Source organism: Pseudomonas sp. Ors-4-3C (assembly GCF_055755035.1).
On record NZ_CM146900.1, the window covers coordinates 2811391 to 2825082 of the forward strand.

Sequence of the window (13692 nt, forward strand, 5' to 3'; positions counted from 1 at the left end):
TTGTTATTGATGGAAAGCGTCGCTTGCAAAACCCCTTTCGGGGCCTCCGTCGCCCTGTTCCTGATTCTCGGGCAGAGGAAACAGGGTGACAGGTGGGTGAAGCTGGACACGACACTCAGGTCACATTCACCTTCCATTGAATGAGCATCTGCAAAAACGACTGTCAGGGCTGCCGACAATGCCTTTACGGGTGCTCATCCGTTGCGCAGCTTAATGGGTGCGACAATGTGTCTGCTTGCGGTGCTGCGACATATTCGGTCATTGGCACGTAAACAAGGGGTTCGGCACCGATAAACACTAGCATTCATGGCGCAAAACGCCGGCTTGAATCCCCGGTTTACGGCACCCTCGTCCCAAAAGCCGCGTTCGTGGAGTTACATATTCAGATACGAAAACGCTCCTGGCCGATCTATCGACCCGGAGCGTGGCATCAGGTTCAGCGCAAGGCCTTGATACGAATCAGTCCGGCAACTCTTCGTAGGCTTTGAATCTGCTGATGGTGGCGCAGTCGTAACACATGGTTTTCACCACCAGCTTGTTCATGCTGACATCAATGTTCGGAGAGTCGCACTCTCGGCAGAACATTTGCGAAAGATCGAGCAGGCCGTTCTCATGCGCTGCGCGGGAGAAAAACTGAGGGACCAGCTCATCGCGCCAGTAGACACCCGGCGCCTTGGAAAAGCCTGCACCGCTGTCCTTGAGCACCACGTCGTACAACAGCCGATGCAGCGCCGACTGCGGCACTCGAGAATCGCGATGTGCATTCTTGCGCCAGTTGCGTGTCAGCGCGTCCTGCGCAGTGCCGAGCATGTTGCCTGGAATGGTGTTGGCCGCATGATTGCGCCCTTTTGACTGACCGGTGGCAAAAAAATGCGCCGCGTTCTTCACCGCCAGCCTGGCGAAGTAAAAGATCTGGCTTACGGAGAAGTCCTGCAACAATTGACCGACAATTGTTTCGGCACGAGACTCAGCGGTGAAGGTAAAACTCACTTCATTGGCCAGGATGCGGACGTATTGGATCGACTCCTCCCGGGCCATGTCGAATATCAGCGTGTATAGCTCGCTTTTCCAGGCTGGCTGTACGCAGTCGGACAACTCCTGGTACAGCGCAAGGTACAGGTTGGCGCGGGAGCAGGGCTTGCCGGGCTGCAGTGCCACGTTGGGGTGCCAATGCACGGCCGCGTAATCGATGATTCGGCAGCCGTCAGCCCTGTCGAACGCCTTGATATCCGAAGCCGTTGCGACCCGCAACACCCTTGCCTCATGGAGCTCTTTGACCCACTGCTCACACAGTTCGCTGGTTGGCGCGAGCACCTCACTGCGTGAAGCGGCGCCGAGGGGCGCAATCCATTCGACATTCGACGCTGTGCCGTCATCAAGCAACGCCAGCAATGTCAGTTTCTGAACAAACTTCAGCGATGTATAAGGCACCGGAGGACAAGGCCCGCCGTATCGCAACTCAAGCTCGATACGGTCCCGCTCGGCCTGAGCGGCTATTTGCTGCTGACGGAATGCCCTGCACTCTCGGCAGGTACAAGGTGTACGCCGCCCCGGGCCGGGAGGGAGATGCTGATGCTCGCAACTGACACATTGAAAAGGTTTGCGCAATGAGACCGGCGTCCCCTTTGCGTGTCGACGAACCCACATCGGCAGGTCGCAGTAAGGGCACTTCAGCTCCCGACTGACAATCGGCGGCAGCACCTTCAGCAAACTGCGAACGGTGGCCGGAATCTGGAACTCGGCCATCAATTCGGCACTTTTCTCGCCGTTCAGATAGCGCTCGTAAATTTGCTCAATCTGCTCTTCGGACAGATGACGGATTTCATCGGCCCACTCGAAATACTGATTCAATTCAAAGTTCCTTTTTCTCAATTTTGGTCTGCGCACTCCTTTGCGTCCGAATGTAAAAGTAGTGGCAGAAATGTCGAGAAAACAAGCGAATATCCTGAAAACCTCAAAAAAAATCCGCCAAGCCTCTTTCCTTACACTGGCGCCGGATCTTTCAGACTCATGAAGCGGAAAACATCCTCGGAATGCTCCCACTTCATTCACGATTCCAATAATGCGCACCCTACCTCTAACCTCAGGTTGCCAAGATGTAGCAGCAGAAATCTTCCCGGACTGGCAGAATCGCGCCCAATTGCGACCAACACGCCCGCCGAGGCAGGAATTCCCCATGCAAATGACCACCGCCCTATTGATCGTCAACCCGTGCGACGACGAAGAAGACAACATGGCCATGCTCTGCTGCCACAGCGACAAGGGCGACATGTTTCTGATGAGCCGCTACCCGGACGAGGATGAGCTGGAGATCACCCTGGATGGCGAGCCTTCGACGCTGGACGGCGTGAAAGTCACCTTGACCAAGACTCTGCTGAAGATCGAGATCGCGGCGGCGGATGCCGATGCGCTGAATGGCGATGATGTGCTGGAGATTACCTTCAATCCGGACATGGTTGATCTGGCTGAAGTTGAAGAAACCCTGAAGAACATCCTTGATGGGACCGGGACCTATATCAGCCAGATTTGAGGGTGCCTGAGCCGGCCTCTTCGCTGGCAAGCCAGCTCCCACAAGGACCGATGTGTTGCATAAATCGCATTCGCACCGCTGATACCTGTGGGAGCTGGCTTGCCAGCGATGGGGCGAAATTTGATGTCGTCTGGACTGCCCCCTTCGCGAGCAGGCTCGCTCCCACATTGATGGGTGTACGCCGTTCAAATGTGGGAGCGAGCCTGCTCGCGAAGAGGCCCGAAAGAACACTGCACCTTTCTCCGGCTACAAAATTCCAACAATTGCCCCAGTCATTTCCCGCACTTTGCGCAAAATGCCGTTAGTCGCCACCCCCCTCGATGGATTAAAGTAACGCCCCCAGCCACGGCGTTATCCGAACGCCTGCGGCCACCCTTTCCAGGAACAGTCACCGATGGAACATCGTGAAGCGCTGCTGGCGCTGCGAACCTTTCTTTCAACGCAGATTCTCGGCCAGGAAAAACTCATCGAGCGTTTGCTCATCGCCCTGCTCGCCGACGGCCACATGCTGGTCGAGGGTGCTCCCGGTCTGGCCAAGACCAAAGCGATCAAAGAACTCGCCGAGGGCATCGAAGCCCAGTTCCATCGCATCCAGTTCACCCCGGATCTGCTGCCGGCCGACATCACCGGCACCGAGATCTATCGCCCGGAAACCGGCAGTTTCGTGTTCCAGCAAGGGCCGATCTTCCACAACCTGGTACTGGCGGACGAAATCAACCGTGCGCCGGCCAAGGTGCAATCGGCGCTGCTCGAAGCCATGGCCGAACGGCAGGTCAGCGTCGGACGCAGCACGTATGAACTGTCACCGCTGTTTCTGGTGATGGCCACGCAAAACCCGATCGAGCAGGAAGGCACCTACCCGCTGCCCGAAGCGCAGCTCGACCGCTTCCTGATGCACGTCAAGATCGGCTTCCCCGACGCCGCCGTCGAACGCCGCATCCTGCAACAGGCTCGTGGCGAAGCCCTCAATGGCGAAACCAAACCCGAGCGCCGGGTCAGCCAGCAAGCGATCTTCGCCGCGCGCAAGGAAATCCTCGGTCTGTACATGGCCGACGCCGTGGAGGAATACCTGGTGCAACTGGTCATGGCCACGCGCACGCCGGCCAAATTCGACCCGGAAATGGCCGAGTGGATCGCCTACGGCGCCAGCCCGCGCGGCTCGATCGCCCTCGACCGCTGCGCCCGTGCTCACGCGTGGCTGGCCGGTCGCGATTTCGTCAGCCCCGAGGACATTCAGGCCGTGCTGTTCGACGTGTTGCGTCACCGCATCATTCTGTCGTTTGAAGCCGAAGCCGCCGGCATCGATCAGGATCGGGTGGTGCAGCGGATTCTCGACGTCGTAGCCGTCGCTTGACCCCCATGAACGCCCCCCTGCCGTCCGAACCGGGCATCCGCATCAGCCTCACCGACCTGATCGAGATGCGCCACCGTGTGCGCGAAGTGCAGCTGTTTTCCACACCCAGTCAGCGCAGTCCGTTGATCGGTCTGCATCACTCGAAATTCCGTGGCCGTGGCGTCGACTTCGATCAGGTGCGGGTCTATCAGGCCGGCGACGACGTACGCACCATCGACTGGCGCGTGACGGCGCGCACCCAGGAGCCGCACACCAAGCTGTTCCATGAAGAACGCGAGCGCCCGATTTTCATCATGGTCGAGCAAAGCACCCGGCTGTTTTTCGGCTCCGGGCTGATGTTCAAGTCGGTGCTGGCGGCGCAAGTGGCGGCGCTGATCGGATGGGCGGCCCTCGGCCACAACGACCGGGTTGGCGGGCTGGTGTTCGGTGACAACGAGCACTACGAAATCAAACCCCGGCGCAGCAAACAAAGCCTGCTGCAATTGCTCAACCGCCTGGTCAAGGTCAACCAGTCGCTGCATACCGAACGCGAACCGGATCACGATGCCTTTGGCGTGGCCCTGCGCCGCGCGCGTGAGGTGCTGCGCCCGGGCAGCCTGGCCATCGTGATTTGCGATGAGCGCGCACTGTCGGACAGCGCCGAACAACAACTGAGCCTGCTGTCACGGCACTGCGACTTGCTGCTGCTGCCGCTGTCCGATCCGCTGGATCACGCCCTGCCCGCCGCCGGGCTATTACGATTCGCCGAGCGCGGCGCGCAACTGGAACTCGACACGCTGAATTTCGAGCTGCGCCAGACGTATCGCGCCCAGGCCGAAGCACGCATCGCCCGCTGGGAGCTGCTCGCGCAGAAACTGCGGGTATTGCTGATGCCGCTGAGCACGCAAAGCGAGATGGTCGAGCAGATGCGCGAGTTTCTCAATCCGCAGCGTCCGGGGACAGGACGATGAACGGCCTCGAACAACTGCAGCCGCTGATTTCCCCACCACCGATTGCCTTCTGGCCGCCGGCGCCGGGCTGGTGGTTGCTGCTTCTGTTGTTACCGTTGCTCGGCTTCGCCGCGTGGCGCCTGCGCCGGTTCATTCCGATCAAGAAACGCCCGATCGTGCGCGCCGAACAACCGCTCGACCCGGTGCGCATCGCCGCCCTCGCCGAACTGGCGCAGATGCCCAAACCCTACGACGGCGCACCCGCCGGCGCCTGGCTGCAACAACTCAATGGCCTGCTCAAACGCCTGTGCCGCAACCATTACCCCTACAGCCAGAGCCACACGCTCAACGGCCGCAAATGGCTGGCGTTTCTCGACAACCGCTGCCCGGCAGCCGGCCTGACGCGCTGGATGGTACTGGTCGAAGGCGCCTACAAACCCGAGTGCAAACTCGACGACAAAGCCATTGCCGGCCTGACCCAAGCCGTCGACACCTGGATCCGCAAGCATGTTTGAGTTTGCCTGGCCGTGGATCTTCCTGCTGTTGCCGCTGCCGTGGCTGATGCGCCTCGTGCTGCCGGTGGCCGACAGCGGCGAACCCGCCTTGAAAGTGAGTTTCCTCAGCGATCTGGAAGGCCTCGCCCGTCGGCGTGCCCGAGCCAATCTGCCGGCGTGGCGCCAGCAAGCACCGCTCCTGCTGCTGTGGCTGTTGCTGCTGACTGCCGCCGCGCGCCCGCAGTGGCTGGGCGAGCCGTTGCCGATAGCCGCCAGCGGGCGTGATCTGCTGGTGGCGGTGGATGTGTCCGGCTCGATGGATTTCCCCGATATGCAGTGGCAGGACGAAGATGTCAGCCGCTTGACGCTGGTCCAGCATCTGCTCGGCGACTTTCTTGAAAGCCGCGACGGTGACCGTGTCGGTCTGATCCTGTTTGGCAGTCAGGCGTACCTGCAAGCGCCGCTGACCTTCGACCGCCACACCGTGCGCGTCTGGCTCGATGAAGCGCGTATCGGCATCGCCGGCAAAAACACCGCCATCGGCGACGCTATCGGTCTGGCGCTGAAACGCCTGCGCATGCGTCCGGCACAGAGCCGAGTGTTGATCCTGGTGACCGACGGCGCCAACAACGGCGGCGAAATCGATCCTCTGACCGCGGCAAAACTGGCTGCCAGCGAAGGCGTAAAGATCTATCCGATCGGCATCGGTGCCGACCCTGAAGCCAGCGGCAGCACCGGCCTGCTTGGGGTCAATCCGAGCCTGGATCTCGATGAGCCGGCGCTCAAAGCAATCGCCCAGGCCACCGGCGGTCAGTATTTTCGTGCCCGCGATGGTAAAGAGCTGCAAGCGATCAAGAACACCCTCGACCAGCTCGAACCGGTCACTCAGCAACCGACCCAGGCGCGCCCCGCGCAAGCCTTGTATCAGTGGCCGCTGGCGTTGGCGTTACTGTTGAGCCTGCTGCTGGTCGCCCGTGAGTTGTGGCCGGACAACCCGTTGCAACGCCTGTTCACCAAGGAGCTGTATCTGCAAAGTCCGCTGCCTGACTGGCGCGAACGCCTCAAGCGTTTGCGTCTGCGGAGGCGCCGATGATCGCGCTCTGGCCGCACTGGTTCCGCCCCTGGTGGCTGCTACTCCTGCCGCTGCTGGGCTGGTTGCTCTGGCAACTCTGGCACCGACAGAAACGCGCCGGGCGTTGGCAGATGATTCTGCCGCCGGCGTTCCACTCGACGCTGCTCAGCGGTGGCAATGGGCGCGACAGTAAGCTGCCGTGGGTCGCCCTTGGCGTGGCGTGGCTGCTGACCATCGTCGCCCTGCTCGGACCGAGCTGGGAGCGGGTCGAACAGACCAGTCAGAAGCCTGCCGACCCGCTGGTTGTCGTGCTGGAGCTGACCCCGGAAATGCTCGCCACCGACTCACCGCCAACGCGACTGGAACAGGCCCGGCGCAAACTGTTCGACCTGTTGCAGGCACGCAGCGATGCGCAGACCGCGATCGTCGTCTACGCCGGCAGTGCGCACACGCTGGTGCCGCTGTCGGATGACCTGGCGACCAGTCGCAATCTGCTCGACGCTCTCAAGCCGTCGTTGATGCCGGAAAGCGGCAACCGCGCTGACCTCGGGGTCATCAAGGCGCTGACATTGCTCAAGCAAGGCGCCCTCGGGCAGGGGCGGATTCTGCTGATCGGCTCGTCGCTGAGCGAAGAAGAACGCCAAGGCATCCGCCGCGCCCTCGGCAAACAATCGGCGCAACTGCTGATGCTCGGCATCGGCACCGCTGAAGGCGCACCGATTGCTCAGGAGGACGGCAGTTTCCTCAAGGATGAACAAGGCGCGATCCGCGTGCCGCAACTCGACAGCCCGAGCCTCGGCGCATTCCTCGCCAGCGTCGGCGGCGACTACCACAGCGCGCGTCTGGACGAGAGCGATTTGCGCGCCCTCGGCCTGCTTGATGGCCCGCGCAGTCTGCGCAACGATGGCCAGACCGTGCGCCTCGACACTTGGGCCGATCAGGGTTACTGGCTGTTGTTGCCACTGTTGCTGCTGGCCGCTTGCGCCGGACGCCGTGGCTGGTTGTTCTGTCTGCCATTGCTGTTTTGTCTGCCCCAGCCGAGCTACGCTTTCGATTTCGAAGACCTGTGGCTGCGCCCTGACCAACAGGGCCTGCACCTGCTCAAGCAGAAGCGCCCGGCCGAAGCCGCCGAGCACTTCGAAGATCACCAGTGGCAAGGGCTGGCGTTGTACGAGGCCGGCGATTACAGTGGCGCCGCTCAGCGTTTCGCCGAAGGCAGCGATGCCCGCGCCCACTACAATCGTGGCAACGCCCTGGCGAAAAGTGGCGAGTTGGAAGCGGCCATCGACGCCTACGAACAAGCGCTGGAACTGCAACCGGACTTGCGTCCGGCGCTGACCAACAAGGCTCTGGTGGAAAACCTGCTCAAGCAGAAGAACACCCCGCCGCCGGCCGAGCCGCAGCTGCAAACGGCCCAGCCGAACGTACCCGGCGATGAACCACCGCCAGCGACCGCGCCGCCACCGGCGGTCAACAGTGACACCACAAGCGAGGCCCAGCCCGGCGAGTCGGCCAACGAACCGCCGCCGACCACACCACCGCAACCGGGACCCAACGAAGTGCCGGGCAACCCGCCGGATGAATCACCGAATACTGCGCCGATCCTGCAACCCGGCGAGGACACCCTCGAAGGCGAACAGCGTCAGGCACTGGAACAATGGCTGGGCAAGATTCCGGACAACCCGGGGGAATTGCTGCGACGCAAATTCTGGTACGAACAGCAACAACATCAGGATCAGGGAAAAACTCGATGACCCGCTTCACCGCTCTCTTGCTGCCCCTGCTGATCTGCATGGCCACCGCCCAGGCGGCCGAGCTGACGGCCAGCGTGGATCGCAGTCGCCTGAACACCGGCGAGACGGTCGAACTCACCCTCGAAACCAACGATGTCACGCAGTTCGGCAAGCCCGACCTGACGCCGCTGGAACCGTTGTTCGAGGTGCGTGGCACGCGCCAGGTCAACCAGTTGAACACCCTCAATGGCGACAACCGTGCGACCACGCGCTGGATCATCACCCTGCTGCCGAAAGAGAACGGCAGCGTGACGATTCCGCCGCTGCAACTGGGTGAGGTGCAGAGCCAGCCGATCACCGTGCAAGTGGTCGAGAGCGATACCCGCGAAGAGAAAAACAATCCGGATCCGGTGTTCATCGAGGCCAGCCTCGACCAGTCCAGCGTGTATGTGCAGGCGCAAGCGATCCTGACCCTGCGCATCTATCACTCGGTGTCGCTGTACGACGACAGCAGCCTGACCCCGTTGCAGATTGCCGACGCGCGTATCGAGCAGTTGGGCGACACGCGCACCTACGAGAAAGACATCAACGGCGTGCGTCATGGCGTGATCGAGATGCGCTACGCGATCTATCCGCAGCACAGCGGTTTGCTGACCATCGCCCCGCAGACGTTCAGTGCCACGCTGGTCGATACCCAGCCCGCCCAGGACGCGACCGCGCAAGGCCCGAAACCGGGCAAGCTGCTGCGCGTCAGTTCCTCGGAGATTCCGCTGACGGTCAAACCAAAACCGCTGACTTACCCGGCCGACGCACCCTGGCTGCCCGCCCGCAGCCTGAGTCTGAGCGAAAGCTGGAACCCGGAGCCGGATCACACTCAGGTCGGCGACTCGCTGACCCGCAGCCTGACCCTGAAAGCCGAAGGTCTGGCCAGTTCGCAACTGCCGGCCCTGCCCGCCACCGACGCCAACGGCCTGCGCCGTTACCCGGATCAACCGGTGCTGAGCAACCAGAGCGGCGAGCGCGGCCTGATCGGCAGCCGTGAAGAACGCGAAGCGCTGGTGCCCAGCCGCAGCGGTGCGATCGAGTTGCCGAGCGTCGACGTGATCTGGTGGAACACCTTCGAAGATCATCTGGAACACACCAGCCTGCCGGCGCGCACCCTGCAAGTGGCGAACAACCCGAGCCTGCAGGTCGACACCCCGGCCGGCAATCTGCAACCGAGCGTCGTCGATAACGATGTGCTGTGGTGGTGGAAACTCAGCACCCTGATCCTCGCCTGCACCACCCTGCTCGGCTTCGGCCTGTGGTGGCGTGCGCGCTGGCAACCGGCGGTGCACCGCGCCGCACAAACCGGCCCAAGCCCGCGCACATTGCTGGACGACATCAAGCGTGCGAGTCAAGCCAACGATCCGCAAGCGACACGTCAGGCACTGGATGCATGGGCGCGGCAGCAGCCGGAGACCCTTGCCGATATGGCGGCGCGGTTTGTGCCGTTGTCGGATGCGCTGGATGGCCTGAATGGTGCGCTGTACAGCGAGACGGGGCAGCATTGGCAAGGCGAAGATCTGTGGCGGGCAATCCGCACCATTCCGGCGGCGGAGCGGGTGCAGGATCCGGTGGGTGACAGTGGGTTGCCGCCGCTCTACCCGAAGTAAAAAGCAAAAAGATCGCAGCCTGCGACGGCTCCTGCACTTGATTCTTGCAGGAGCCGCCGCAGGCTGCGATCTTTCAGGCTTTCGGGCAATTATCCCGTCGTGTTCACGTCACTTTCTGCTGCCTCGGTTTCCACTGCCGCCAGGCGTTCCTCACGTATTCCCAGACCACGGGATAACGCTGTGGCTTCGTAGAAAACTTTGCCGTTGAGCTGGTCGGCGACGGCATCGCTGTTGCCGCCGGCCGGCCCACTGCCCCAGGTCACTACTTCTCCGCTGGAGGTGAGTGCGGCGAAGGCATGGGTGTTGCCATAAATGGCACGGACATTGACCAATCTGGCCGCAATGGCGTCCGGAATTTGACCACCCCGATCAGCAGCCCCCCAGGCTACAACAGTGCCGTTGGCGCGCAATGCGGCAAAAGCAGTCCTTGCGCATACAACCTGTACGACGTCAGGTAATGCGTCAATCGGCGCAGGAATTGCCTGAGGCCAACCTACTAGATGCCCGCTGTCAAGCAGTGCGACAAATGAATTACTGATACCCGTCACCGTGCGGATATCAATCCGTTCTGCAATCGGCGCAGGAACGCTTGCGCCATATGCGCTATCTCCCCAAGCTACAACGCTTCCATTGCTGCATCGCGCGGCAAAGGCTCTTTCGGTTCCGCGCAGTTCAACAATGCCTGTAAGCACTTCAATCTCGGCAGGCACGATTCCCCCAGTCACGTGGTATCCCCACGCAACTACCGCGCCATTGGCGCACAGGGCAGCAAAGGTGTAAGCGTTAGCGACTATATCGACAATGCCAGTCAATACTTCGATGGACTCCGGTACCTTACCTCCCCAATCTTGGTTCCCCCAAGCGACTACCGAACCATCAGCCCGAAGCGCGGCAAAGCTGCGGAGGTTGCCAATCACTTTGACAACGTCCCTCAATGCAGCTATCGGCTCTGGGAGTGTTGCGCCAAATTCAAGATTTCCCCACGCCGCCAGACTACCGTTGCGACGCAACGCAACAAACGCATAACCGTTGCCGCTGACCGCCACGATATCCCCCATAAGACGAATGGATTCAGGTACGTCTCCTCCATTCCCACTCAGCCCCCAAGCCACCACACCGCCACTGGCCTGACATGCAGCAAAAGCGTAACCACAGGCACTCAGCGATATGGCATCAGTAATTGAAGGTAACGAATCCCCCAAATCTCCACCACGACCAGGATTGCCCCATGCCACAAGGTTTCCGCGCTCCGTTCGCGCCGCAAAGGCCGCGTGATTTAATAGCGGGATGGATATAAGGTTACCGTTCCCACACAAGTTCATCGGATTGATCGTCACCTGATCATCACTGATCCGCACATGCAGCAGCCGGTCCGGCCGGGTATCACGGAACGTCGTGCCGCTGATCTCGTCCGCTTCGCCGTTGTAACGCCACGAGGCATTGATCGGCTGCCGGGTAGTCGCATCCAGTGCGGTCAGCCACAAAGTCCCGCCAGCATAGATCTGGTAATCGCCACGCGACCGCGCGCCCATCACCAGCAACCGTCCAGAGCCTTTGGAGGCGAGCACGTCGTAAACGGCCACGCGCGAATTATGCCGCCCTCCGACCTGACGCAGTACCGTGCAATCCAAGGATATTTCCCGCCCGACGTTTTCCAGCACCACCGACCTCGGTACGGTCACGAGCTTGTCGCGCCCTGCCTCTCCGGCCTGCACCTGGAACGGTACAGTGGCGGTACCGCCTCCGGGCGCTCCGATCCAGCGAATCTCACCGCTGTCACCTACCTTCAGACCGTAGGCTGCTACAAGTCTTACGGTTGCGCCGACACCGGGTACCGCACTGGCGTCGATCTGGCCGCCGCGCGCGCCATCGACGGTTGGTGGATCAAGATCCAGATGAGCAGAGAGGACTCGCAATGTCAGGGGAAACGAGTACGCCAGGGTTTTGCCGCCTCGCACGATGAAGTAATCGATGACGACCAGGTGATTGAGGTTATTGCTCACGTATTGTCTGGCCACTGTGAAAGGCACTTCCTTGCCAGCGGTTTGCGACGTCAGCGGTATCGAACCTCTGGTGCTGCCATCACTGTTCGAACCGCGCCAGCGATAATGCACCACGTCGCCGGGCAGCGTCTCCAGGTACGGCACAATCAACTTGCAACCCAGCGGCGGCACGTCCTCCGGATCGATCGAAGACGTTTCGCGGCGCGCTTCGTCCACCCACGGTCCGTCGAGCAGGGGGACCACCTCCCCGACCTGCATCTCGAACGGCAAAGACTCACGCACGTTGAGTGTCGCCTCATCATCATTGGCAACGGTATAGAACACCGAGACCTTCAACCCGTCGAAACGCTGGATCACCGTGTTCGAGACGTTGCGTAGCACTGGCTCGTTATCCGGTACATCGCCGACCGGACGCGGGTCTTCGTAATACACGGTGCCTCCACCGGGGCGTGCGGCTTCCCAGATCAGTGTCAGCAGGTCTGTGGAGGCACGTCCGGCAAACCATGGCATGCGCACGGTGGCCCAATGCTCGTCCGGGTCCAGCGTACCGGCGGGGGCTTCATCCACCGTAGGAGCCGGAAGACGGAGGGTCTCTCCCTCTACCGTGATACCGACGCTCTTCGACGGCCGATCAGCCTCGCCTGTTCGCTTGAGTATGTAAGACACACTGGCCCGGCCTTTGGCGATGGCCCACACCTTGTCGTTCGGGACAGTGAACGTCAGCGCAACGCCGACTCGCGTCACCGGCAACTCCAGCGGGCCATGATTGATTGGCGCGCCCTCGGCGTTAGTGCCTAGCCAGGTCAATGCGACAATGTCCTGCAACTTGAAGACGCTAGCGGGGGTATTGACCAGAGCGGTCACGTCGTCATCTTGCAACTCGTCGAGATCGATGACATTGCTGACAGGATCGGCCTCCAGCACGATAGGTGCATCCAGACGACTTTCCTTCAGATCCACCAAGATGCGGGTTTCCTCCGACCACGGTGACCGTGGATCCGGATAATTGCCACACTCATCGATCACCTGGTACACCACGATCACCCCGGCGCTATCACCTGCCTGCTCGATCAGTCTCTTTTCGAAGGTCACGATCAGCGGGTTACGCACAGGGTCGTCGATGTGTCTTTGCTCAACCTTGACGGTTATCTCCACACTGCCCCATGCCACTTTCACACGGTCGTTGATGCGCATGAAGGGGTACGGCAGGATCGTGATCGGTACTCCCGCCGCTGCTTCTTCGGGGCCGACGCCATTGTCGATGATGCTCTGAGGAATGCTGTAGCGCAGGTTCTGGTTGCCGGGCGTGGAAAAGTCGTCATCGAAACCGCCCGGGCGATCAAGTTTGACCAGAACCCTCTGAAGCGGCGACTCCTCGGGGAACTGGTTCGCGCGGGTCACACTGTAGAACACGGGATAGGCATCCCCCCTGCGGACGTGCCCCTCGTCGATGACCCCTTTGACGGTTTGGTCTTTATCCTCGAGTTCGATGGTTTTAGTCCAGACCGGCACCGTCCTGTCGCCCCAATGAACCCCGATCTTGTCGCCCTCATCCATGTGCAGCCAGGGGTTCACCCGAAAATGCACGCCCCCTTCCACACCGGCCACCCCCAAACCACCGTCGTAGCCCTCCACGGGGGTCGCAAGGTTACTGATGGACATGGGCCTGAGTGCGTCGATATCAGGATCAGAATTCGTGGCTTCAGATGTTGATTTCGTTTCCATGCAAGCAACTCCGTGAGTGGCAGACAACCCGGCCTGACAGCCTGGCGACAGCGGTAATCCCACCACTCGGTGCTGGTGGCTGCCTACTGTCAGATCTGACAGTAGCGACGGACGGCAAACGGCTTGCCCAAGAAAAAGCAAAAAGATCGCAACCTGCGGCGGCTCCTGCATGACTTGTGCAGAGGCTGCCTCAGGCT

The 13692-nt window shown here is 61.1% G+C and carries 9 protein-coding genes; 7 read left to right on the forward strand and 2 right to left on the reverse strand.

Features of this window, described 5'->3' with window-relative positions:
* Window positions 1-459: 459 nt before the first annotated feature.
* Complete coding sequence (locus ACVHNU_RS12455) at window positions 460-1851, reverse strand: hypothetical protein (protein WP_473019870.1); 1392 nt, start codon at window positions 1849-1851, stop codon at window positions 460-462.
* 325 nt (window positions 1852-2176) lie between these two features.
* Here ACVHNU_RS12455 and ACVHNU_RS12460 point away from each other — a divergent pair, with 325 nt between their 5' ends.
* The 7 genes from ACVHNU_RS12460 to ACVHNU_RS12490 all read left to right on the forward strand — a co-directional run bounded on the left by ACVHNU_RS12460 (window position 2177) and on the right by ACVHNU_RS12490 (window position 9767).
* Window positions 2177-2530, forward strand: a complete 354-nt coding sequence (locus ACVHNU_RS12460; protein ID WP_003225678.1) for a hypothetical protein — start codon at window positions 2177-2179, stop codon at window positions 2528-2530.
* Between the two features lie 394 nt (window positions 2531-2924).
* Complete coding sequence (locus tag ACVHNU_RS12465) at window positions 2925-3884, forward strand: AAA family ATPase (RefSeq protein ID WP_003218556.1); 960 nt, start codon at window positions 2925-2927, stop codon at window positions 3882-3884.
* A 5-nt stretch (window positions 3885-3889) separates the two neighbouring features.
* The gene (locus tag ACVHNU_RS12470) at window positions 3890-4834 is read left to right on the forward strand and encodes a DUF58 domain-containing protein (protein ID WP_103520886.1); all 945 of its coding nucleotides are present in this window, start codon (window positions 3890-3892) and stop codon (window positions 4832-4834) included.
* Window positions 4831-5328 (forward strand): DUF4381 domain-containing protein, encoded by a 498-nt coding sequence (locus ACVHNU_RS12475; RefSeq protein ID WP_003225681.1) that lies wholly within the window; start codon window positions 4831-4833, stop codon window positions 5326-5328. Before ACVHNU_RS12470 ends, ACVHNU_RS12475 begins: the two co-directional genes overlap by 4 nt.
* Window positions 5321-6400: a vWA domain-containing protein gene (locus tag ACVHNU_RS12480; protein ID WP_473019871.1), complete on the forward strand. Its 1080-nt coding sequence runs from the start codon at window positions 5321-5323 to the stop codon at window positions 6398-6400. Before ACVHNU_RS12475 ends, ACVHNU_RS12480 begins: the two co-directional genes overlap by 8 nt.
* A complete protein-coding gene (locus ACVHNU_RS12485; RefSeq protein ID WP_473019872.1) occupies window positions 6397-8133 on the forward strand; it encodes a tetratricopeptide repeat protein in 1737 nt (578 codons plus the stop codon). The genes ACVHNU_RS12480 and ACVHNU_RS12485 overlap by 4 nt, the downstream gene beginning before the upstream one ends.
* Window positions 8130-9767 (forward strand): BatD family protein, encoded by a 1638-nt coding sequence (locus ACVHNU_RS12490; protein WP_003225687.1) that lies wholly within the window; start codon window positions 8130-8132, stop codon window positions 9765-9767. Before ACVHNU_RS12485 ends, ACVHNU_RS12490 begins: the two co-directional genes overlap by 4 nt.
* Before the next feature lie 89 nt (window positions 9768-9856).
* Here ACVHNU_RS12490 and ACVHNU_RS12495 read toward each other — a convergent pair whose 3' ends face one another.
* Window positions 9857-13495: an RCC1 domain-containing protein gene (locus tag ACVHNU_RS12495; RefSeq protein WP_473019873.1), complete on the reverse strand. Its 3639-nt coding sequence runs from the start codon at window positions 13493-13495 to the stop codon at window positions 9857-9859.
* Window positions 13496-13692 lie beyond the last annotated feature (197 nt).

Bases quoted from the DNA above. Each gene is read 5' to 3' on its own strand.
- ACVHNU_RS12460 (WP_003225678.1), top strand. From the start codon at position 2,177: ATGCAAATGACCACCGCCCTATTGATCGTCAACCCGTGCGACGACGAA.
- ACVHNU_RS12465 (WP_003218556.1), top strand. From the start codon at position 2,925: ATGGAACATCGTGAAGCGCTGCTGGCGCTGCGAACCTTTCTTTCAACG.
- ACVHNU_RS12470 (WP_103520886.1), top strand. From the start codon at position 3,890: ATGAACGCCCCCCTGCCGTCCGAACCGGGCATCCGCATCAGCCTCACC.
- ACVHNU_RS12475 (WP_003225681.1), top strand. From the start codon at position 4,831: ATGAACGGCCTCGAACAACTGCAGCCGCTGATTTCCCCACCACCGATT.
- ACVHNU_RS12480 (WP_473019871.1), top strand. From the start codon at position 5,321: ATGTTTGAGTTTGCCTGGCCGTGGATCTTCCTGCTGTTGCCGCTGCCG.
- ACVHNU_RS12485 (WP_473019872.1), top strand. From the start codon at position 6,397: ATGATCGCGCTCTGGCCGCACTGGTTCCGCCCCTGGTGGCTGCTACTC.
- ACVHNU_RS12490 (WP_003225687.1), top strand. From the start codon at position 8,130: ATGACCCGCTTCACCGCTCTCTTGCTGCCCCTGCTGATCTGCATGGCC.
- ACVHNU_RS12495 (WP_473019873.1), bottom strand. From the start codon at position 13,495: ATGGAAACGAAATCAACATCTGAAGCCACGAATTCTGATCCTGATATC.